The 20,133-nt window shown below is 62.8% G+C and carries 18 protein-coding genes; 12 read left to right on the top strand and 6 right to left on the bottom strand.

Annotation, left to right across the window (positions count from 1 at the left end; all coding sequences use genetic code 11):
• Positions 1-33 precede the first annotated feature (33 nt).
• Positions 34-1,548, top strand: coding sequence for a threonine ammonia-lyase, biosynthetic (gene ilvA, locus ACIN8IBEIGE_RS04785; protein ID WP_160013647.1), 1,515 nt, complete (start codon positions 34-36; stop codon positions 1,546-1,548).
• Between the two features lie 18 nt (positions 1,549-1,566).
• Positions 1,567-2,007 carry a DUF2269 family protein gene (locus ACIN8IBEIGE_RS04780; RefSeq protein ID WP_160013646.1) on the top strand — a complete coding sequence of 147 codons (441 nt, stop codon included), beginning with the start codon at positions 1,567-1,569 and terminating at the stop codon, positions 2,005-2,007.
• A gap of 56 nt (positions 2,008-2,063) precedes the next feature.
• Here the strand turns inward: ACIN8IBEIGE_RS04780 and ACIN8IBEIGE_RS04775 are convergent, their stop codons facing one another.
• A complete protein-coding gene (locus ACIN8IBEIGE_RS04775; protein WP_160013645.1) occupies positions 2,064-2,717 on the bottom strand; it encodes an HAD family phosphatase in 654 nt (217 codons plus the stop codon).
• Between the two features lie 144 nt (positions 2,718-2,861).
• Between ACIN8IBEIGE_RS04775 and ACIN8IBEIGE_RS04770 the strand changes: the two genes are divergently transcribed.
• From ACIN8IBEIGE_RS04770 to ACIN8IBEIGE_RS04760, 3 genes are read left to right on the top strand one after another with little or no spacing between them, the layout of a single operon-like run.
• Positions 2,862-3,341, top strand: coding sequence for an RNA pyrophosphohydrolase (locus ACIN8IBEIGE_RS04770; RefSeq protein WP_090380193.1), 480 nt, complete (start codon positions 2,862-2,864; stop codon positions 3,339-3,341).
• Positions 3,342-3,359: 18 nt separating this feature from the next.
• Positions 3,360-5,639 carry a phosphoenolpyruvate--protein phosphotransferase gene (gene ptsP, locus ACIN8IBEIGE_RS04765; RefSeq protein ID WP_160013644.1) on the top strand — a complete coding sequence of 760 codons (2,280 nt, stop codon included), beginning with the start codon at positions 3,360-3,362 and terminating at the stop codon, positions 5,637-5,639.
• A gap of 37 nt (positions 5,640-5,676) precedes the next feature.
• Positions 5,677-6,513 carry a hypothetical protein gene (locus ACIN8IBEIGE_RS04760; protein WP_160013643.1) on the top strand — a complete coding sequence of 279 codons (837 nt, stop codon included), beginning with the start codon at positions 5,677-5,679 and terminating at the stop codon, positions 6,511-6,513.
• A gap of 15 nt (positions 6,514-6,528) precedes the next feature.
• Here the strand turns inward: ACIN8IBEIGE_RS04760 and ACIN8IBEIGE_RS04755 are convergent, their stop codons facing one another.
• Together ACIN8IBEIGE_RS04755 and ACIN8IBEIGE_RS04750 are read right to left on the bottom strand one after the other, a co-directional pair.
• A complete protein-coding gene (locus ACIN8IBEIGE_RS04755; protein ID WP_160013642.1) occupies positions 6,529-7,275 on the bottom strand; it encodes an NRDE family protein in 747 nt (248 codons plus the stop codon).
• A gap of 3 nt (positions 7,276-7,278) precedes the next feature.
• The gene (locus ACIN8IBEIGE_RS04750; protein ID WP_160013641.1) at positions 7,279-7,647 is read right to left on the bottom strand and encodes a hypothetical protein; all 369 of its coding nucleotides are present in this window, start codon (positions 7,645-7,647) and stop codon (positions 7,279-7,281) included.
• A gap of 122 nt (positions 7,648-7,769) precedes the next feature.
• Here ACIN8IBEIGE_RS04750 and ACIN8IBEIGE_RS04745 point away from each other — a divergent pair, with 122 nt between their 5' ends.
• The 3 genes from ACIN8IBEIGE_RS04745 to ACIN8IBEIGE_RS04735 are packed head-to-tail and all read left to right on the top strand — an operon-like array spanning position 7,770 to position 10,157.
• Positions 7,770-8,552 (top strand): sulfite exporter TauE/SafE family protein, encoded by a 783-nt coding sequence (locus tag ACIN8IBEIGE_RS04745; RefSeq protein ID WP_090380206.1) that lies wholly within the window; start codon positions 7,770-7,772, stop codon positions 8,550-8,552.
• Positions 8,553-8,562: 10 nt separating this feature from the next.
• Positions 8,563-9,366 (top strand): prolipoprotein diacylglyceryl transferase, encoded by an 804-nt coding sequence (lgt, locus tag ACIN8IBEIGE_RS04740; RefSeq protein ID WP_160013640.1) that lies wholly within the window; start codon positions 8,563-8,565, stop codon positions 9,364-9,366.
• Positions 9,363-10,157, top strand: coding sequence for a thymidylate synthase (locus tag ACIN8IBEIGE_RS04735; RefSeq protein ID WP_160013639.1), 795 nt, complete (start codon positions 9,363-9,365; stop codon positions 10,155-10,157). The genes lgt and ACIN8IBEIGE_RS04735 overlap by 4 nt, the downstream gene beginning before the upstream one ends.
• A gap of 104 nt (positions 10,158-10,261) precedes the next feature.
• On the opposite strand, the gene ACIN8IBEIGE_RS04730 is transcribed toward ACIN8IBEIGE_RS04735, so the two are convergent.
• On the bottom strand, positions 10,262-11,629 hold the full coding sequence (locus ACIN8IBEIGE_RS04730) for a GTPase/DUF3482 domain-containing protein (RefSeq protein WP_160013638.1): 1,368 nt from the start codon (positions 11,627-11,629) through the stop codon (positions 10,262-10,264).
• Entirely contained in the window at positions 11,622-13,016 is a 1,395-nt protein-coding gene (locus ACIN8IBEIGE_RS04725; protein WP_256665035.1) for a DUF2868 domain-containing protein, read from the bottom strand. Before ACIN8IBEIGE_RS04725 ends, ACIN8IBEIGE_RS04730 begins: the two co-directional genes overlap by 8 nt.
• Before the next feature lie 171 nt (positions 13,017-13,187).
• On the opposite strand from ACIN8IBEIGE_RS04725, the gene ACIN8IBEIGE_RS04720 reads away from it, so the two are divergent.
• From ACIN8IBEIGE_RS04720 to ACIN8IBEIGE_RS04710, 3 genes are all read left to right on the top strand, one after another.
• Positions 13,188-14,363 (top strand): diguanylate cyclase, encoded by a 1,176-nt coding sequence (locus ACIN8IBEIGE_RS04720; RefSeq protein ID WP_160013637.1) that lies wholly within the window; start codon positions 13,188-13,190, stop codon positions 14,361-14,363.
• A 71-nt stretch (positions 14,364-14,434) separates the two neighbouring features.
• Positions 14,435-14,947: a dihydrofolate reductase gene (locus ACIN8IBEIGE_RS04715; RefSeq protein WP_178124326.1), complete on the top strand. Its 513-nt coding sequence runs from the start codon at positions 14,435-14,437 to the stop codon at positions 14,945-14,947.
• A gap of 165 nt (positions 14,948-15,112) precedes the next feature.
• Positions 15,113-15,760, top strand: coding sequence for a YitT family protein (locus ACIN8IBEIGE_RS04710; RefSeq protein ID WP_160013636.1), 648 nt, complete (start codon positions 15,113-15,115; stop codon positions 15,758-15,760).
• A gap of 49 nt (positions 15,761-15,809) precedes the next feature.
• On the opposite strand, the gene ilvD is transcribed toward ACIN8IBEIGE_RS04710, so the two are convergent.
• Positions 15,810-17,657: a dihydroxy-acid dehydratase gene (gene ilvD / locus ACIN8IBEIGE_RS04705; RefSeq protein WP_160013635.1), complete on the bottom strand. Its 1,848-nt coding sequence runs from the start codon at positions 17,655-17,657 to the stop codon at positions 15,810-15,812.
• Positions 17,658-18,096: 439 nt separating this feature from the next.
• On the opposite strand from ilvD, the gene ACIN8IBEIGE_RS04700 reads away from it, so the two are divergent.
• Positions 18,097-20,127, top strand: coding sequence for a hemopexin repeat-containing protein (locus ACIN8IBEIGE_RS04700; protein ID WP_160013634.1), 2,031 nt, complete (start codon positions 18,097-18,099; stop codon positions 20,125-20,127).
• The last annotated feature ends 6 nt before the right edge of the window (positions 20,128-20,133 follow it).

Raw genomic sequence — 20,133 nt, 5'->3', positions numbered from 1 at the left:
GAACTCCCTGAAAAGCCGCCTGCGATGCCCGCCATGCTCGAACAGTACGTCAAGAAGATCCTTACCTCGCGCGTCTATGACGTGGCGGTGGAAACCCCGCTGCAAGCCGCCAACCAGCTTTCCGAGCGCCTGGGTAACCAGATTCTGCTCAAGCGTGAAGACCTGCAGCCGGTGTACTCGTTCAAGATTCGTGGCGCTTACAACAAGTTGGCGCAGCTCTCCGCTGAAGAGCAGGCGCGCGGTGTTGTTACCGCCTCCGCTGGCAACCATGCCCAGGGCCTGGCACTGGCGGCCAAGGTGCTGGGGGTCAAGGCGACCATCGTGATGCCCAAGACCACCCCGGAGATCAAGGTCCAGGGCGTGCGCTCACGCGGCGGCAAGGTGGTGCTGCACGGTGACAGCTTCCCCGAGGCGCTGGCTTATTCGCTGAAGCTGGTCGATGAGAAGGGCTATATCTATATCCACCCTTACGATGATTCGCACACCATCGCCGGCCAGGGCACTGTGGCCATGGAAATCCTCCGTCAGCAGCCGGGGGCAATCGACGCGATCTTCGTGCCGGTGGGCGGCGGCGGGCTGATTGCGGGTATCGCCGCCTACGTGAAATACCTGCGGCCGGAGATCAAGGTCATTGGCGTTGAGCCGGACGATTCCAACTGCCTGCAGGCCGCCATGGCCGCTGGCGAGCGCGTGGTATTGCCGCAGGTTGGGCTGTTTGCCGATGGCGTGGCGGTGGCGCAGATCGGCGAGCACACCTTTGCTGTGTGCAAGGACCATGTCGATGAAGTGATCACCGTCAGCACCGATGAAATCTGTGCGGCGATCAAGGACATTTACGACGACACTCGCTCGATCACCGAACCGGCCGGCGCGCTGAGTGTGGCCGGGATCAAGAAGTACGTTGAACGCGAAGGCTGCAGTGGGCGCGTGCTGGTCGGTATCGACTCGGGTGCCAACGTTAACTTCGACCGCCTGCGCCACGTCGCCGAACGCGCCGAGCTGGGTGAGAAGCGTGAAGCGATCATCGCCGTGACCATCCCTGAGCAACCCGGCAGCTTCAAGGCATTCTGCGAGGCGATCGGCAAGCGGCAGATCACCGAGTTCAATTACCGCTACCACGAAGATAAAGAGGCGCACATCTTTGTTGGCGTGCAGACCCACCCGGAAAACGACCCGCGTGCGGTGCTGGTGCAGGGCCTGCGTGACCAGGGTTTCCCGGTGCTGGACCTGACCGAAAATGAGCTGGCCAAGTTGCATATCCGTCATATGGTCGGCGGTCATGCCGCAGCTGTGCCGGATGAGTGCGTGTATCGCTTCGAATTTCCCGAGCGCCCAGGTGCACTGTTCAATTTCTTACAGAAGTTGGGTGGTCGCTGGAATATCTCGATGTTCCATTACCGTAACCACGGCGCTGCCGATGGTCGTGTGGTGGCGGGCCTGCAAGTGCCACAGGCAGAACGTCACCTCGTACCGGCGGCGCTGGAAGCCATCGGCTACCCCTATTGGGACGAAAGTGATAACCCCGCATACAAACTCTTTTTAGGCTAATCGGCAGGAACTGAATCGATGGAACACTACTCACTGCTGAAAATTCTCCACAGTGCTCCGGGCGTGCTGTTGTTGCTGGGCGTGCTGGCGCACGTGTTTATGCTGTGGAAGGCATCGCGTGGCGGCGATAGCGCGGTGCTGCAGCGCAAGCTCAAACGCACCCGGCTGATCAGCTTGCCGGTATTCGCTCTGCTGGCTCTGAGCTTGCCGATCAGCGGTTGGTGGCTGGTCAATCTGGCGGGTTTCCCGCTGGGCCAGACTTGGTTGCTGGCCAGCAGTGTGCTGTTCGCCGTGCTGGTGTTGTTCGGCTTGCTGCTCAATGGTCGCCTGGCGGCCTGGCAGGCATTGGGCGATAGTCCTGCGCCGATCAAACTGCTGCGCTTCTGTGCGGTGTATACCGGGCTGATTGTGTTGCTGTTGTTGCTGATCATGGGCCTGATGGGTGCCAAACCGGCCTGAACAGCGCTCAAATAAAAACGCCGCCTGATCAGGCGGCGTTTTTTATGGTGGCGGATTTAGCGTAGCGAGATCACTGGCCAGCCGCGCTGTTCGGCTTCGGCGCGCAGCTTCGGGTCGGGATCGACGGCGAAGGGGTGGGTGACTTGCTCCAACAGTGGCAGGTCGTTCATTGAGTCGCTGTAGAAGTAGCTGTCATCAAGGTTCAGGCCGCTTTCCGCCAGCCAGCGGTTAAGGCGGGTGACCTTGCCTTCTTTGAAGCACGGCACGTCGGTGGTGCGTCCGGTGTAACGGCCGTCTGCCATTTCGCATTCGGTGGCCAGCAGAGTGTCGACGCCCAGGCGTGCGGCAATCGGTGCGGTGACGAAGCGATTGGTGGCGGTGATGATCAGCAGTTTGTCGCCGGCGTTGCGGTGTTCGGCGAGCAGCGCTTCACCCTTGGCGAGGATGATGGGTTCGACGCAATCGCGCATAAACTCGCGGTGCCACTGCTCCAACTGAGCCATTTCCGTGCGACCGAGGATTTCCAGGCTGAAATTCAGGTAGTCGGTGATGTTCAGGCGGCCGGCCAGGTAGTCCTGATAGAAGTCATCGTTGCGCGCCTTGTAGGCGATGCCATCGAGGATGCCGCGTTCACACAGGTAATCGCCCCAGGCGTGGTCGCTGTCGCCACCGAGCAGGGTGTTGTCGAGATCGAATAAAGCCAAACGCACGGGAGCACCTTTGATTGCCAGCTACAAAAGGCGGCCAGAATAACGGCTTTTATAGGTCATTCCTATTACGCGCCCCGCTCGCGTTGCTGCTGCCGCGGCCTTTGTGGAACAATGCCGAAACATGCGTTTACGAGGTTGTGCGCCGTGATCGATCCTGATGGTTTTCGCCCGAATGTCGGCATCATTCTGACCAATGATGTCGGCCAGGTGCTGTGGGCGCGTCGGATAAACCAGGACGCTTGGCAGTTCCCGCAGGGCGGGATCAATGACCATGAGTCGCCGGAAGAAGCGCTGTACCGCGAATTGAATGAAGAAGTAGGCCTTGAACAGCAGGATGTGAAAATTCTCGCCTGCACCCGGGGCTGGTTGCGTTATCGTCTGCCCCAGCGCCTGGTGCGCACGCACAGCCAACCGTTGTGCATCGGGCAGAAACAGAAGTGGTTCCTCCTGCGTTTGACTGGCGATGAGAACCGCGTGCGCATGGACCTGACCGGTAAGCCGGAGTTCGACGGCTGGCGCTGGGTCAGTTACTGGTACCCGCTGGGCCAGGTGGTGACATTCAAGCGCGAGGTTTACCGTCGCGCCCTCAAGGAACTCGCTCCGCGCCTTTTGGCGCGCGACTGACACAGGCTAGAGCCAAGCATGCTCAATACGCTGCGCAAGATTGTCCAGGAAGTAAATGCCGCCAAGGACCTCAAGGCGGCGCTGGGCATTATCGTGCAGCGAGTACGCGAGGCCATGGGCAGCCAGGTCTGCTCGGTCTACCTGCTCGACCCGGAAAGCAATCGCTTTGTGCTGATGGCTACCGAGGGCTTGAACAAGAAAGCCATCGGCAAGGTCAGCATGGCGCCCAACGAGGGGCTGGTCGGTCTGGTTGGCACCCGCGAAGAGCCGCTCAACCTCGAGCACGCCTCCGAACACCCGCGCTACCGCTACTTTGCCGAGACCGGTGAGGAGCGTTACGCCTCATTTCTCGGTGCGCCGATCATTCACCACCGCAAGGTGATGGGTGTATTGGTCATCCAGCAGAAAGAACAGCGCCAGTTCGACGAGGGTGAAGAAGCCTTCCTGGTGACCATGAGTGCCCAGCTTGCCGGGGTTATCGCGCATGCCGAGGCCACGGGCTCGATCCGCGGGTTGGGTCGGCAGGGCAAGGGTATTCAGGAAGCCAAGTTCATCGGCGTCCCAGGCTCGCCCGGCGCGGCCGTGGGCACGGCGGTGGTGGTCTTGCCGCCGGCCGATCTGGAAGTAGTGCCGGATAAGGCGGTCGACGACATTGCCGCCGAGCTGACCCTGTTCAATAACGCCCTGGAAGGCGTGCGCAGCGATATGCGCGCGCTGTCGGCGAAGATGGCCACCCAGCTGCGCCCGGAAGAGCGCGCGCTGTTCGACGTCTACCTGATGATGCTGGAAGACGCTGCCCTGGGTAACGAGGTGGTCAAGGTCATCCGCACCGGCCAGTGGGCTCAGGGCGCGCTGCGTCAGGTGATTGGCGAGCACATCAATCGTTTTGAACTGATGGACGACGCCTACCTGCGCGAACGCGCCAGCGACGTCAAGGACCTCGGCCGGCGCCTGTTGGCCTATCTGCAACAGGCGCGTCAGCAGACTCTGGTGTACCCGGACAACTGCATTCTGGTCAGCGAAGAGCTGTCGCCGGCGATGCTTGGCGAAGTGCCGGAAGGCAAGCTGGTCGGTCTGGTCTCGGTGCAAGGCTCGGGCAACTCGCATGTGGCGATCTTCGCGCGCGCCATGGGTATTCCTACGGTGATGGGCGTAGTCGATCTGCCGTATTCGAAAATCGATGGCATTCAGCTGATCGTCGACGGTTACCACGGTGAGGTCTTCACCAACCCCAGCGACGTGTTGCGCAAGCAATACGCCGAAGTGGTCGAGGAAGAGCGCCAGCTGGCTCAGGGCCTCGACGCACTGCGTGCCTTGCCCTGCGAAACCCTCGACGGCCACCGCATGCCGTTGTGGGTCAACACCGGTCTGCTCGCCGATGTAAAACGTGCCCAGGAGCGCGGTGCCGAAGGTGTTGGCCTGTATCGCACCGAAGTGCCCTTTATGATCAAGGAGCGCTTCCCCAGCGAGAAGGAACAGCTGGCGATTTATCGCGAGCAGCTGGCCGCTTTCCACCCACTGCCGGTGACCATGCGCAGCCTGGATATCGGCGGTGACAAGGCGCTGAGCTATTTCCCGATCAAGGAAGACAACCCCTTCCTCGGCTGGCGCGGCATCCGCGTCACCCTCGACCACCCGGAAATCTTCCTGGTGCAGACCCGCGCGATGCTCAAGGCCAGCGAAGGGCTGAACAACCTGCGCATCCTGTTGCCGATGATTTCCGGCATTCAAGAGCTGGAAGAAGCGCTGCACTTGATTCACCGCGCCTGGGGCGAAGTGCGTGACGAAGGCACCGACGTGCCGCTGCCACCGGTCGGCGTGATGATCGAGATTCCGGCGGCGGTCTATCAGGTGCGCGAGCTGGCACGCCAGGTCGACTTCCTCTCGGTCGGCTCGAATGACCTGACCCAATACCTGTTGGCCGTGGACCGTAACAATCCGCGCGTCGCCGACCTCTACGACTTCCTCCACCCGGCGGTGCTGCAAGCGCTGCGCCTGGTGGTGGCCGGCGCCCATGCCGAAGGCAAGCCGGTGAGTATCTGCGGCGAGATGGCCGGTGACCCGGCATGCGCCGTGTTGCTGATGGCCATGGGCTTCGACGGCCTGTCGATGAACGCCACCAACCTGCCCAAGGTGAAGTGGTTGCTACGCCAGATCAGCATGGGCAAGGCCCAGGAATTGCTCGACCAGGTGATGAGCATCGACAACCCGCAGGTGATCCACAGTACCCTGCAACTGGCCCTGCGTAACCTCGGTCTGGGCCGGATGATCAATCCGGCGTCGGATATCCAGGCGTGAGTGCACGCCGCTCGTGCTGAACCTCGCGGATAACTTTATGCAGCTGCGCCAACTCGCTACGCTGCGCTTGTCAGCGGCCAGCGCACTGGTCTGTCAGGGCCAGAATCTGTGGGTGCTAGCTGACGATGCGCTGGTGCTGCAGCGCTACAAGCTGAATGGCGACTGGCAGGCCGAGCTTGCGCTGCTGCCAGGTGAGTTGCCCACCGACGCCAAGCAGCGCAAGCGTTCTAAACCTGATTTCGAAGCACTGTTGTCATTGCCAGGCGACTGCCTGTTGGCTCTGGGCTCGGGCTCCACTGAGCGCCGCTGTCGCGGTTGTCTGGTTGAGGCCGACACTGTGCGGGTTATCGACCTCAGCCCCTTGTACCAGGCGCTCGCTGGGCACTTTCAGGACCTGAATATTGAAGGCAGCGTGATCTACCGCGGACAGTTACTGCTGGCGCAGCGCGGCAATGGTCGTGGCCGAGAAAATGCTCTGGTGCTGCTCGACCTGGCCCAGGTGCTGCGCGATCTGCAGGATGGACAACTGAGCACCGCCGCATTGCAGCGAATTGCGCCGCTGCAATTACCGGAGCTGGACGGTGTGCCACTGAGTCTCACCGACCTCAGCGTGGCGCCCGGTGGCGCGCTGTATTTCACGGCATCGGCAGAGGCTACCGACTCCAGCTACCTGGACGGAGCCTGCGTCGGCAGCGTGCTCGGACGGCTCGATGCGCAGCTGGCTATCGTCGAGCTGAGCCGCCTGACGCCCGTGGTGAAGATCGAAGGGTTGGCCTTTCAGGCCGATGGTCGGCCGCTGCTGGTGGCCGATGCCGACGATCCGACGATTGCCTCGCCGCTGTTTACCCTTGACCGGTTCAGCGAATCTGCCTGAGGCGACTGAACGGCGTCAGCACTGCAAAACCACTTCGCCCAAACAGTTGCCATTGCTGCCGAACGTGCGCTCGGCCAGCACGCGGCTGCCGTCGGCATTGACGATCAATGCAGTACTGGCGCGGGTGCCGTAGGTGACGCTGGCAATAAATATGCTGGACAGCAGGCGTTCGCCGGTCAGGCCGATGCCGGTCTGTGGCAGCTCAGCGTCCGCCGCGCGGGTGGGGTCGGCCAACAGCTTGAGCAGCATCTGTGGATGCGGCTGATGCAAGCCGTTGTGCAGTGCCTGCTTGGCCCGTTGCAGCTTGGGCCATGGCGTGTCCAAATCGGCATTCGACAGGCCGTGTACGCCTTCCGCTAGCGGCTTGGCACGTCCGTTGAGGGAATTGAAGTGCCAGAGTTGCTGGCTGTCACCGAGCAGCAGGTTGAAGCCGCTGTAGTGGCGGCGCTGCTCGTGCAGGTGATGCAGAAAGTCTTCGATGCTGTGGCTGCCGGCGAGAAAGGCCACCGGCAACTCGCCCCGCGAGCGGCCGCCTTGAGCCTGGCCGGGGTCACGAATATTGGTCAGGGCGGCAAAGCGCCCGTCAGGGCCGACGCCAAGCCAGGTGCCGCCGGCCTGCAGATCGCGTCCGGCGATCACGCCTGGCACATCGGGCCATTCGGCCAGCGGTTGGCTGGGGCGTTCATAGAATTCATCGCGGTTGGCGGCCAGCAGCAGCGGCTGGGCATGGCCCGGTCGCCAGGCCAGGACGATCAGGCACATGAGTTAGCTCCTTAACTTGGCCAGCACGCCGGCGTTGTCCAGTTCGTGGCCCAGGTGTAGGCGCACCTTGCGCGCGCCGCAGCCGAGGCCGAGTTCCAGCAAGATGCGCTCTTCGACCTGTGACAGGCCGCCTTCCAGGCGCTCCAGCGGTTGAATCAGCAGTTGTGGCGGTCGGCTCAGGCGCAGAAAACGCTTGGGCAGGATTTCCTCGACGCCGCGCTGCAGCAGTTGCTGCGCCGCCGCAAAATCCGCTACCAGCAGACGCTGGTTGCTGAATGCCGGGTCGGCCTGCAGGTGCAGCACGCGGCCACTTTGCAGATGCGTCAGGTGCATCTGATTGCAGCTCAGCTTCAGGTACAGGGTCGGGCGCATGTTGGTCTATTCCACAGGCGATGGAAGGCACTTTACGCAAAGCCAGGGCGGACATCCATCGCCCAAAGTAGAGTCCGGCCCTGTGCATCCGTTACCATGCCGGATTGTTTGCGGGGGTGCTGATGGAACTGCTGCTGTATTTGGTCCTTGGGGCTGCAGCTGGAACGCTTGCCGGGTTATTTGGCGTGGGTGGCGGCATTATCATCGTGCCGGTGCTGGTCCTGAGTTTTGCTGCACAGGGCTTTGATCCGGTGATTCTGACGCATCTGGCAGTGGGCACTTCGCTGGCGACCATTATCTTCACCTCGATCAATTCGGTGCTTGAGCATCAGCGTAAAGGCGCGGTGCTGTGGCCGGTATTTGCCTGGATGACCCTGGGGATTCTGCTGGGCGCGGGGCTAGGCGCAATCACTGCGGCGGCGATTCAGGGGCCATTGCTGCAAAAGATCATCGGCGTGTTCGCAATTATTATTGCCGTGCAGATGGCCCTGGAACTGAAACCCAAAGCCAGCCGCACTGTCCCAGGCAAGCCAGCACTGACCCTGGCCGGTGGCGTGATTGGTTGGGCTTCGGCGATTTTCGGGATTGGTGGCGGTTCGCTGACGGTGCCGTTTCTGACCTGGCGCAGCGTGCCTATGCAGCAGGCGGTGGCTACTTCTTCGGCTTGTGGCTTGCCGATTGCCATAGCCAGTGCCCTGAGTTTTATCTGGCTGGGCTGGGATAAACCCGCGCTGCCGGAGTGGAGTCTGGGTTTTGTCTACCTGCCGGCGCTGCTGGGGATTGCGATTCCCAGCATGTACTTTGCCCGCGTTGGCGCACGCCTGGCGCACAAGCTGTCGCCGCGCCTGCTCAAGCGTCTGTTTGCCCTGCTGCTGTTTAGCGTGGGCTTAAGTTTCCTGATCTAAGGAGTTTTTGATGCTGCCTTACCCGCAGATCGACCCGGTTGCACTGGCCCTTGGCCCGCTGAAAATCCATTGGTACGGCCTGATGTACCTGATCGGCATCGGCGGCGCCTGGTGGCTGGCCTCGCGCCGGGTCAACGCCTTTGCGCCGACCTGGAACAAGGAGAAACTCTCCGACCTGGTGTTCTGGGTGGCCATGGGGGTGATCCTCGGTGGCCGTCTCGGTTATGTGCTGTTTTACGATCTGGCCGCCTATATCGCTGAGCCGGTGCGCATGCTGCGTATCTGGGAAGGCGGTATGTCGTTCCACGGCGGCTTGATCGGCGTAATGCTCGCTACCTGGTGGTTTGGCAAGCGCAACAACAAGAGTTTCTTCGAACTGATGGACTTTATCGCGCCGCTGGTGCCGATCGGCCTGGGTGCCGGGCGTATCGGCAACTTTATCAATGCCGAACTGTGGGGCAAGGCCACCGACGTGCCGTGGGCGATGATCTTCCCCACCGATCCGCAGCAACTGGCGCGCCACCCTTCGCAGCTGTACCAGTTCGCTCTGGAAGGTGTGGCGCTGTTCGCCATCCTCTGGTTCTACTCGCGCAAACCGCGGCCGACCATGGCCGTGTCCGGCATGTTTGCCATGTGCTACGGGATCTTCCGCTTTATCGTTGAATTCGTCCGCGTACCGGATGCCCAGCTCGGTTACCTGGCCGGCGGCTGGCTGACCATGGGCCAGATCCTCTGCGTGCCGATGATCCTCGGCGGCCTGGGTCTGATTGCCTACGCCTACAAACGCCAGGCGGCGCAGGAGGCCGTACAATGAAACAGTACCTCGACCTGATGCGCCTGGTGCGCGAGACCGGCACCTTCAAGCAGGACCGTACCGGCACCGGCACCTACAGCATTTTTGCCCATCAGATGCGCTTCAACCTGGCCGACGGCTTCCCGCTGGTGACCACCAAGAAGTGCCACCTGAAGTCCATCATTCACGAGCTGCTGTGGTTCCTCCAGGGCGACACCAACATCAAATACCTGAAGGACAACGGCGTGCGCATCTGGGACGAGTGGGCCGACGAAAACGGCGACCTCGGACCAGTTTATGGCTACCAGTGGCGCAGCTGGCCGGCGCCGAACGGCGAGTCGATCGACCAGATCAGCAAGCTGATCGAGATGATCAAGAACAACCCGGACTCGCGCCGTTTGATCGTCTCGGCCTGGAACCCGGCACTGGTTGAGCAGATGGCCCTGCCGCCGTGCCACGCGCTGTTCCAGTTCTACGTGGCTGACGGCAAGCTCAGCTGCCAGCTGTACCAGCGCTCGGCGGATATATTCCTCGGTGTGCCGTTCAACATTGCCAGCTACGCCTTGCTGACGCTGATGGTGGCCCAGGTCTGCGGCCTGCAACCAGGTGACTTTATCTGGACCGGCGGCGACTGCCACCTGTACGCCAACCATATCGAGCAAACCGATCTGCAGCTGAGCCGCGAGCCGCTGCCGCTGCCGACCATGAAGCTCAACCCCGAGGTGAAAGACCTGTTGGCCTTCAAGTTCGAAGATTTCGAGCTGGTCGGTTATCAGGCGCATCCGCATATCCCGGCGCCTGTTGCGGTCTGATCTGCGCTGTTTGATTCGCAGCTAAAGCGGAGCGCCGCCCGGCCCTTCCCACGGATAGATGCTGTCCATGTGGGAGGGGCTTTAGCCGCGACATCTGAAAACGGCTAGAGCAATTCTGCCGCCAACTGCTGCACCTGCTCCTGGCGCTCGCCGTCTTCCAGTTGTGCATTGGGGTTAAGCGATGACCATTCCGGGTGGGCGCGGGCCTTGTGCAGGGCGTCCGGCAGTTTGCCTTCGCGCCAGCTGGTGTCCTGTGGGGTACTCAGCTTGATTGCCTCGACCGCAGCATGGCCACGGGCTTCCAGCGCTTGCAGTAACAGCTGCTGACGCAGGGCGAGCAGGCGCAGCACGGCGTCGTCCAGGGTGAGCTCGCGCTGGCCCTTGAGTTTGCCTTTCAGCCGCGCGCCATAGCCGCGCAGGGTCTGTGCGCTGCCGCCGAGCACGGCGCCGATAAGCGCCGCCGCGCCCAGAGTAATGCCGCCCACCAGCAGATCGACGCCTACGCCGGTGGCCGCGCCTGCCGCCATGCCGCCGCCGATATTGATGCCGAGCTGTTTGAGGGTTTCCGGGTTGAACAGGTCGTCGCCCCAACGGCCGTCGAGCAATGGCAGTTCGCCGGCCTTGGCGTCGTCCTGACGGAAGGCATACAAACGCAGTAGGCCTTCCACGCAGCGTTGTTCGCGTTGCCGGATAGTCTGATGCAGGTCGCGGATGGCGCTCTGTTCAAGCACCGCATGCGCGGCCACGCTACGGCGGCAGGCGGCGCAGTCCAGCAGCAGTTCGGCGATCAGGCGCGCGCCGCTGCTCTTGCGTAATTGGCGTTGCGCCAGGTGATCGTCAATTAGTCGCTGCAGTTGTGCTCGGGCCTTTTCCTGCAGCAGCGCCAGGCTGTCGTACAGGCGCCGCTCGCCATCCAGCGGCGGTGCGACGCTGTCGAAACACACCAGGGCATGCAGGCCGAGGCGGGCGAGGGCATCGCGCCAGTCCTGCTCGCGGTGTTGGCTGCTGCTGACGAAATTCAGTACGGGCAGCAAAGGCCGGCCGCACATGGCCAGCACGGCCAGTTCATCCCGGTACTTGGCCAGCACCGGTTCGCGCGCATCGATCACATAGAGTCCGGCGTTCGAGGCCAGCAGCTGGCGCAGTACCTTGGCCTCCTGCTCGAAACGCTGGCGCGCTTCGCTGCCGTCGAGAAAGCGCGTCAGCCGCGCAGGGCCATCCAGGCGTTCGCCGGGGCGGTCCAGGCGTTCCAGATAATCCAGCAGGGCGATGGCGTCTTCCAGGCCGGGGGTGTCGTACAGCTCCAGCAGCGCCTCGCCGTCCACCGACAGCCGTGCGCCTTCGACGTGGCGGGTGGTGCTGGGGCGATGGGACACCTCGCCGAAGCCGACGTCGCGGGTCAGCGTGCGCAGCAGCGAGGTCTTGCCGACATTGGTGTGGCCGACCACGGCCAGCGCGAGGGCTTTAGTCATGGCCATGCTCCAGCCAGCTAAACGGCGCACTGTCGCTGTAGCTCAGCTGCAGTTGCTCCAGTGCATGGTGCCAGTCGCCCAGGCGCGCGCTGTCGAGGGCTTCACCGGGTGGCGGTGGCAGTAACCAGATCCGTGTGGCGGCTGCGCTGCGCGCCAGTTCACCGAGCAGTGCCAGGCTGCCACGATCCGGCGAGCGGCGTGGGTCACAGGCAATCAGCAGGCGTGCCGGCGGGAAGCGGTTGAGCTGGTCGAGCAGCTGGTTGCGCTGTTCGCGGCTGTCGACCACCCCGGCATCGCCGACGTTCTTGGGTAAAGCGGGTGGCCAGCTACGTTGTGGATCCAGCTCGACTGCTACCAGCAGCGCGCCGTGACTTTCTTCAGCCTGGCTGCCGGCCTGCGGTTGGTGCAGTTGCGCCGGCGCGGCGTCGCACACGCCGAGGCGTTCGCTGCTCGGTTGCAGGCGCTCGCGCAGCAGGCTGTAGCCCGGCAGGCTGAGGTCCAGGCTCAGCGCCGCGTAGTCCCGGCGCCATCGCCATAGGCAGAGCAGCAATAGGCCCAGGCGCGGCAGTATGCCGTAGACCACAAGCACGCCCACCAGCCAGCCGGCCCAGCTTAGCCGCGCGCTTTCGTTGGCCAGGGCGCTGTCGCCGCTGGCGCGGATCAGTTCAGCATCCGGCAGGCTGAAGCCGAGCAGCGCCGGCAGGCTGCCGATGGCCTGAGTCATCGCGATAAAGCTGTCGCCGCCGAGCAGGGTGCTTTCCCAGACAAAGCCGTAACGGCGGGTGGCCAACAGGGCCAGCAAGGTCAGGAGTGCGGTAAGCAACGTCAGCAGCCAGAAGCCCTGCACCAGCACGCCCAGGCCCCAACGACTGAGGCGCTGACGTTGCAACATCAGCAGCAGGGCAGGGGCCAGTTGGGCGGCCTGGGCATCGCGGGCCAGCTTGGCGCTCAGCCATAACCACAGATGGCCGAGGGCGCCGGCGCTGTCACGGCTTAGCAGCAGCCCCAGCGCCCAAACCAGCAGCAGAAGCAGGTTCAGCCCGAGCAGGCTGCCCAGGGCCCAGAACACATTGACCGGACGCAAACCATCGCCCAAAGCAGCCACTGCCAAGCCACTGCCGCTGAGGATGGCCAGCAGTACCAGCAGCAACCCGGCCAGCCGTGCGCCCTGTAGCCAGTGCTGCAGCGCCTGCACCTGGCCGTCGCGTTCGCCCAGCAGCCAGGCGCGGGTCTGGATGCGTTCGCCGAGTGCGCCGCCTTTGGCCTGGGCGCGGCGGTTGGCTTCGCTGTCCTCCAGCGGACCGGCATGTTCCTCGCGCAGGCGGATGGTTTCACTGAGCCAGAGGCGCTGCAGGCGGCTGGGCGTGGGTTTATCGAGTGGGCTCACGCGGTGTTCCATAAACGAGTGGAAACCAGAGCATAACCGCAGCAGCTTGCACATGGCACAGCGGCGCACGCGTGTACTCCTGTGGCCAGTCCGGCTAGGCTGTGGCCAGCGGGTTGCCGAGTGCTTCGCTCAGCCGCCTCTGCACGCATAACAATAAAAGCGAGTGCCATCGTGAAGTTACCGCACCTTGAGTGGGTCAGTCAGGATTCGCCGTACCTGCGTCAGCATCAGCAGGGCTTTCGCGCGCTGAGTTTTGACGATGAGCTGGAGCAGGCGTTCAAGCGTTATCACGCCAACGTGTTCCTGCGCCGTATGCGCTGGTCATTGCTGGTGGCCACGCTGCTGGCGTTGCTGTTTGTCCTGCTGGATGCGATCAATCTGCCGGACCCGCTGCGCGGTCGCATACTCGCCCTGCGCCTTGGGGTAATCCAGCCGATGCTGTTGCTGGCCTGGCTGGCCACCTACCGACCGGGCTTGCGTGATCATCTGCAGCTGATCGGCGGCATCGTGGCGTTGCTCTCCGGCCTGGCTGTGGCGGGAATCATCGGCCTGGCCCGCTATCACGGTTTTGCGTTGCCCTATGAGGGCATCATCCTGGTCACGGTGTTCTTCTACTTCCTTACGGGGCTGCGCTTTACCACGGCCGTGCTGTGCGGCTGGTGGACTCTCGTGGCATATCTGGCGGTGGAGTTGAGCGTTGGTCTGGCGGGCGAGACGCTGCTGAACAATGCCTTGTTTCTCGCCCTGGCCAACATCATCGGTTCGGTGGGCTGCTACTCACTCGAATATGCCACGCGGCAGAATTTCCTCGCCCATGGCCTGCTGCAGGACTTGGCCGAGAAAGACTTCCTCACTGGGCTGCTCAATCGCCGCGCCTTTACCGAGCGTGCCGAACGTAGCTGGCGTCAGGCACAACGGGAAAAACAGGCGCTGGGCGTGGTGATGATGGATGTCGACTTCTTCAAGCGTTACAACGACCACTATGGCCACGCGGCCGGTGATGAGGCGTTGCGCCAGGTGGCGCGGGTGGTCGGCGAGTATGCCCGGCGGCCGCTGGATTGCGCGGCGCGTTATGGCGGTGAAGAGTTTGTCGGCGTCTGGTATGGCCTGGAGGAAGCGCAACTGCTGGCGATTCTGCAGGACATTCGCAGCGCCATCGAAGCCCTGGGTCTGACGCATGCTCACTCGGATGCCGCCGGCGTGGTCACGCTGAGCATCGGCATGGCCTACCTCACCCCGCAGCCGCATCAGAGCCTGGTCGATGCCTTGCGCCTGGCAGATGTCGCGCTCTACCTGGCCAAGGAGCAGGGGCGCAACCGTGTGGTGGGTAAGCGCCAGGATGGGTAAGCGAGCTGAACGGTGAACCGGTTCTGAGGGAAGGCTTCAATGATCGCCACGCAGGCGGTATTCTCGCGCCTATGAAAAATCCCCTGCCTCTCTGCATGATCGCCGCCCTCGCGGAAAACCGCGTGATCGGCCGCGATAACCAACTGCCCTGGCATCTGCCGGCGGACCTCAAGCACTTCAAGGCGCTGACCTTGGGCAAGCCGATCATCATGGGCCGCAAGACCTGGGATTCCCTCGGCCGGCCCTTGCCGGGCCGACTTAATCTGGTGGTCAGCCGTCAGCTTGGTTTGCAACTGGAGGGCGCGGAAGTGTTCGCCAGTCTCGACGCCGCACTGGAGCGTGCCGAGGTCTGGGCGCGCGAGGAAGATGCCGAGGAGCTGATGCTGATCGGCGGCGCGCAGCTGTACGAGCTGGGCCTGGCTCAGGCCGAACGCCTGTACCTGACCCGCGTAGGCATCAGCCCCCAGGGCGATGCCTATTTCCCCGAAGTGGCCGAGGCTGACTGGCACCTGTCTTCCGCCATCGAACACATGGAGGGTCTGGAAACCCCCGGCTACGTGTTTGAGGTGTGGGATCGCAAATAGCCCGTCCGGGCTGAGTTTTCCCGCGCTGCATTGATCTCCGCCAGGGTGGGCGCCGCTACGGCGTGTCACCCTGCGCGTCATTGTTGTGCAGCGTTAATCCATGCAAGGCGTGTCTTGCTGGCCGCTACGCTGTCTATGTCGTTTGCCCTCTACAGGTTGTTCCCCATGCATGACGCTGATACCGATCACGCCGAGCCGGATCGTATTGCCGCGATCTTTATTCGCCACCCCCTCTGGGAAGATGGCCTGGCGCTGCTGCTGGGCACCGCCATGGTGGCGCTGGGGATTACCCTCTACAGCCAGGCGGGCTTGCTCACGGGCGGCACCGTGGGCTTGGCTTTTCTGATGAAGTACCTGCTCGGCTGGCCCTTCGGTGTGGTGTTCTTTCTGCTCAACCTGCCGTTCTATGCCCTGGCCATCTGGCGCATGGGCTGGCCGTTCACCCTGCGCACCTTCTGCGCGGTGGGGATGGTCTCGCTGCTGGCTGAATTGACGCCGCAGTGGATCGGCTTCACTCACCTCAACGTGATTTATGCCGCGCTGTTTGGTGGCTTTGCCATGGGCCTGGGGCTGCTGATGCTGTTCCGCCACCGCGCCAGCCTCGGCGGGGTGAATATCCTCGCGCTGTACCTGCAGGAGCGTTTCGGCCTGCGCGCCGGCAAGGTGCAGATGGGCATCGATGTGCTGATCGTGCTGGGCGCGGTCATGGTCGTACCGCTGGACAAGGTGGCGCTGTCGATCCTCGGCGCACTGGCGCTGAATATGGTGTTGGCGATCAACCACCGCGCCGGGCGTTATATGGGCGTTAGCTGAAAACAAAAAAGCCCGGCACTCAGCCGGGCTTTTGTTTACAGCGACTGGCTTAGGGCACCAGTTTTTCCAGTAACGCCTTGTCGCGCACCGCGCCCTTGTCGGCGCTGGTGGCGAGCAGGGCGTAGGCCTTGAGCGCTGTGGTGACTTTGCGCGGGCGTACTTCCACCGGCTTCCAGCCTTTCTTGTCCTGTTCCACGCGGCGTGCGGCCAGCTCTTCATCGCTGATCAGCAGGTTGATCGAGCGCTCGTGGATATTGATCAGGATCTTGTCGCCTTCGCGCACCAGGCCGATGGCACCGCCCGCGGCGGCTTCCGGCGAGGCGTGGCCGATCGACAGGCCCGAGGTGCCGCCGGAGAAGCGGCCGTCGGTGAGCAGGGCGCAGGCTTTGCCCAGGCCCTTGGACTTCAGATAAGAAGTCGGATAGAGCATTTCCTGCATGCCCGGGCCGCCTTTCGGGCCTTCGTAGCGGATGATGACGATATCGCCGGCCTGCACTTCGTCGGCGAGGATGCCGCGCACGGCGCTGTCCTGGCTTTCGAAAATTTTCGCGCTGCCTTCGAAGACATGGATGGACTCATCCACACCGGCGGTTTTCACCACGCAGCCGTCGAGGGCGATATTGCCGTAGAGCACGGCCAGGCCGCCTTCTTGCGAGTACGCATGCTCGACGCTGCGGATGCAGCCGTTTTCACGGTCGTTATCCACGGTGTCCCAGCGGGTGCTCTGGCTGAATGCGGTCTGCGTCGGGATGCCGGCCGGGCCTGCACGGAAGAAGGTATGTACGGCTTCATCGTCGGTCTGGGTGATGTCCCATTTGGCAATGGCCTCGGCCATGGTCTTGCTGTGTACGGTCGGCAGGTCGGTGTGCAGCAGGCCGCCACGGGCCAGCGAGCCGAGGATGGAGAAGATGCCACCAGCGCGGTGCACGTCTTCCATATGGTACTTCTGGATGTTCGGCGCGACTTTGCACAGCTGCGGAACCTTGCGCGACAGGCGGTCGATATCGCGCAGGTCGAAATCGACTTCGCCTTCCTGGGCGGCGGCCAGCAGGTGCAGGATGGTGTTGGTTGAACCACCCATGGCGATGTCCAGAGTCATGGCGTTCTCGAACGCCTTGAAGTTGGCGATGCTGCGCGGCAGCACCGAGGCGTCACCTTCGCCGTAGTAGCGTTTGCACAGCTCGACGGCTGTGCGCCCGGCTTGCAGGAACAGCTGTTCGCGGTCGCTGTGGGTGGCCAGGGTCGAACCGTTACCCGGCAGGGCCAGGCCCAAGGCTTCCATCAGGCAGTTCATCGAGTTGGCGGTAAACATGCCGGAGCAGCTGCCGCAGGTCGGGCAGGCGCTGCGCTCGTACTCGGCGACTTTTTCGTCACTGGCCGAATCGTCGGCGGCGATGACCATGGCGTCGACCAAGTCCAGACCGTGGCTGGCCAGCTTGGTTTTACCGGCTTCCATCGGCCCGCCGGAAACGAAGATCACCGGGATATTCAGGCGCAACGAGGCCAGTAGCATGCCGGGGGTGATCTTGTCGCAGTTGGAGATACAGACAATGGCGTCGGCGCAGTGGGCGTTGACCATGTACTCGACGGAGTCGGCGATGATCTCGCGGCTCGGCAGCGAATAGAGCATACCGTCGTGGCCCATGGCGATGCCGTCGTCGACCGCGATGGTGTTGAATTCCTTGGCCACGCCGCCGTGTTTCTCGATCTCGCGGGCAACCAGCTGGCCCATGTCCTTCAGGTGCACGTGGCCGGGCACGAACTGGGTGAAGGAGTTGGCGATGGCGATGATCGGCTTCTTGAAGTCTTCGTCCTTCATCCCTGTGGCGCGCCACAGGGCGCGAGCGCCGGCCATATTGCGGCCGTGGGTGGAGGTCTTCGAGCGGTAGTCAGGCATGGCGGTCAATCCTGCAAAGGCTATTCAGGTCACGCATGCACAGGCGATAACGCTGTGCGGGCAACGGGCTGTTGATGCGTATGTTGAGCCGGGTTCAGGCCCAAGGCAAACGCAAGTGCGCATTTGTCGGGCCGGGGCGCTGCCTGGCGCGGGGTGGGCGCTGGCGTGGCTGGGCTACAAGTCCGCCTAGGATATGGCAGGAGAATGCCGATTCTAATCGCAGGTTCCTCGGGGCGAAAGGCCAGGTGGTGGCGCGGTGCGCGCAGGGGCAAGCATTTCTGTGCGCGGGCGCGCGAAAGACCGCTCGGTCATCAAAGATTCATCGGCATCGCCGCGGCTGTCATGTCTGCGCAATCAGGACGCGCTGGTATAGGCCAGCGTGAGGCAAGCCTGCCGTCTGTCTCGGCCAACCTTATCTACAACAATCTAAGGAAGCGACATGACTGCAACGAAAACCGTGGGGGGCCTATTGGCGTTTACCGCCGCCAGCCTGCTGACCGCCCAGGCCGAAGCCGGCAACAACAAGGTGCTGTTCTTTGGCATCGATGGCTTTAAGGCCGATGCCATTGCAAGTGCGCACATGGTCAACCTGGAGCGTTTGATTGCCGATGGCGTGTACACCGACGGCGGTTGGGCACCGGATACCTCGATGAGTGGTCCCGGCTGGTCAACCCTATTTATGGGGGTGGAGCGCGACAAGCACGGGGTGCGTGACAACAGCTTTGCCGGCAAGAAATACGGCCAGTATCCGCACTTTCTCAGTCTGATCGAGCAGCGTAAACCGCAGCTGGTTACTGCCTATGCCTACAACTGGGAGCCCCTGTACAGCCAGATGCAACCACAGGCTGACCTCAAGTTTGACGGCCCGGAAGCCAACGACCCGGTGTTGTTCGCCCAGGCCGAAGACTGGCTGCGTAACCGTGCCGACCTCGATGTGCTCAGCACTTATTTCTATGGCGTCGACGAGGCTGGCCACGGCTATGGCTTTCATTCCGATACGCCACAGTACATCCAGGCCATGGACCGTGCCGACGCCGAGCTTGGTCGGCTTTTGCAGGCCATTGAGGCGCGGCCCAGCTACGCTGAGGAAAACTGGCTGATCATCGTAAGCACTGACCACGGTGGCTCCAGCACCGGGCATGGCGGCAACCGCCCGGAGCACCGTAAGGTCGCGGTGGTGATGAGCGGTGCCGGGATTCCGGCCCTAGGGCGCAACACGCTGCGTGAACCGCTGCGCCAGGTCGATGTGCTGCCGACGCTGTTCGAGCACCTAGGGGTGTCGACTCAGGGGTTGGATCTCGACGGCCGCTCGCGGCTACACCCACAAGCCCGCACATTCGCCTTCGGTCAGAACCTTCTGGGCAACCCGGGCGCCGAGTACGGTGTGGCCCACAGCGACCTCGACTATGACCCTGACATCGCCGGTTGGACCAAGGGTGGCCTACAGACGGTGATGCACTACGGTGCGCGCGCAGAGCTGCCGAGTGGCCAGGGGCAGTTGTTCGTCGGTCAGGGCAAGGGTTCGCTGACCCAGCGCATCGAACTGCCGGCCGACGCCGCAGGGAGACCGTTCCTGCTCAATGCGCAACTGGGCGCCAGCGCAGGCAGCCGCCATGACGCTCGGGTACTGTTGCGTTTTCGCAGCGAGCAGAAACGCAGTTCGCTGTACTGGAATGACGACACTGGGTATTTCTTCGCCGGTGATCAGTACTACCGCTATAACTACCGCAGCGACCGTGTCGATCCGGGTTATCCCAAGTCGATTGCCGGCAATTGGATCGGTCTCGATGGTTTCGCCGGCGGCGCCCGCGATATCGATGCGGCGTTCAACGCCGGCAACGGTAAGGCCTACTTCTTCAAGGGCGAGCAGTATGTGCGCTTCGATATCGCCAATGATCGGGTCGACAGTGGCTACCCGAAGCCAATCGTAGGTAACTGGCCAGGGCTTGAGCGTCTGGCGGGTGGCGCGCGCGACCTCGACGACGTGCTTGAGGTCAACGGTTCCAAGCTGTATTTTTTCAAGGACGGCGAGTATGTGCGCTATAACTTGAGCCTGGGCGACAAAGCTGACAAGAACTATCCGCTGAGCCTCTCCGGAGCTACTTGGTCCGGGGTGCAGCAGTGGCCGCTGGGCATCAGTGCGGCGGTCAAGCGCAACAGTGGCGTGGCTTATCTGTTCAATGGCGGCGAATACATCCGCTACAACCTGATTACCGATAAGGCCGAGAGCGGCTACCCCAAGGCGGTGACCGCCAGCACCTGGCCCGGGCTAGATGCGTTCCGCGACGGCGGGCGTTTTTTCGCCACTGAGCCGTTGAGTGCTGCCGAGCGGGACGGCCAGTTGCTCAGCCGTGAGCTCTACGGCAGCGTGCCGGCCGGGGCGACTTCGGTGGAAGTAGAGCTGCGCTTCGAGACGTCGGGCAGTAACGGCTTTCCCTTCGCCGATGAACTCAGCCTGCGGATCTACTGAGACGAG

It is taken from the genome of Pseudomonas sp. 8BK (assembly GCF_902506475.1).
Classification (GTDB): domain Bacteria; phylum Pseudomonadota; class Gammaproteobacteria; order Pseudomonadales; family Pseudomonadaceae; genus Aquipseudomonas; species Aquipseudomonas anguilliseptica.
This window is presented reverse-complemented; position numbering and strand designations above follow the sequence as displayed.

What these genes read in the sequence shown, in the direction of transcription:
- ACIN8IBEIGE_RS04750 (WP_160013641.1), bottom strand. Translation starts at nt 7,647, where the DNA reads ATGCGCCCGACCCTGTACCTGAAGCTGAGCTGCAATCAGATGCACCTG.
- ACIN8IBEIGE_RS04755 (WP_160013642.1), bottom strand. Translation starts at nt 7,275, where the DNA reads ATGTGCCTGATCGTCCTGGCCTGGCGACCGGGCCATGCCCAGCCGCTG.
- ACIN8IBEIGE_RS04700 (WP_160013634.1), top strand. Translation starts at nt 18,097, where the DNA reads ATGACTGCAACGAAAACCGTGGGGGGCCTATTGGCGTTTACCGCCGCC.
- ACIN8IBEIGE_RS04710 (WP_160013636.1), top strand. Translation starts at nt 15,113, where the DNA reads ATGCATGACGCTGATACCGATCACGCCGAGCCGGATCGTATTGCCGCG.
- lgt (WP_160013640.1), top strand. Translation starts at nt 8,563, where the DNA reads ATGCTGCCTTACCCGCAGATCGACCCGGTTGCACTGGCCCTTGGCCCG.
- ACIN8IBEIGE_RS04780 (WP_160013646.1), top strand. Translation starts at nt 1,567, where the DNA reads ATGGAACACTACTCACTGCTGAAAATTCTCCACAGTGCTCCGGGCGTG.
- ptsP (WP_160013644.1), top strand. Translation starts at nt 3,360, where the DNA reads ATGCTCAATACGCTGCGCAAGATTGTCCAGGAAGTAAATGCCGCCAAG.
- ilvD (WP_160013635.1), bottom strand. Translation starts at nt 17,657, where the DNA reads ATGCCTGACTACCGCTCGAAGACCTCCACCCACGGCCGCAATATGGCC.
- ilvA (WP_160013647.1), top strand. Translation starts at nt 34, where the DNA reads ATGCTCGAACAGTACGTCAAGAAGATCCTTACCTCGCGCGTCTATGAC.
- ACIN8IBEIGE_RS04760 (WP_160013643.1), top strand. Translation starts at nt 5,677, where the DNA reads ATGCAGCTGCGCCAACTCGCTACGCTGCGCTTGTCAGCGGCCAGCGCA.
- ACIN8IBEIGE_RS04745 (WP_090380206.1), top strand. Translation starts at nt 7,770, where the DNA reads ATGGAACTGCTGCTGTATTTGGTCCTTGGGGCTGCAGCTGGAACGCTT.
- ACIN8IBEIGE_RS04730 (WP_160013638.1), bottom strand. Translation starts at nt 11,629, where the DNA reads ATGACTAAAGCCCTCGCGCTGGCCGTGGTCGGCCACACCAATGTCGGC.
- ACIN8IBEIGE_RS04735 (WP_160013639.1), top strand. Translation starts at nt 9,363, where the DNA reads ATGAAACAGTACCTCGACCTGATGCGCCTGGTGCGCGAGACCGGCACC.
- ACIN8IBEIGE_RS04715 (WP_178124326.1), top strand. Translation starts at nt 14,435, where the DNA reads ATGAAAAATCCCCTGCCTCTCTGCATGATCGCCGCCCTCGCGGAAAAC.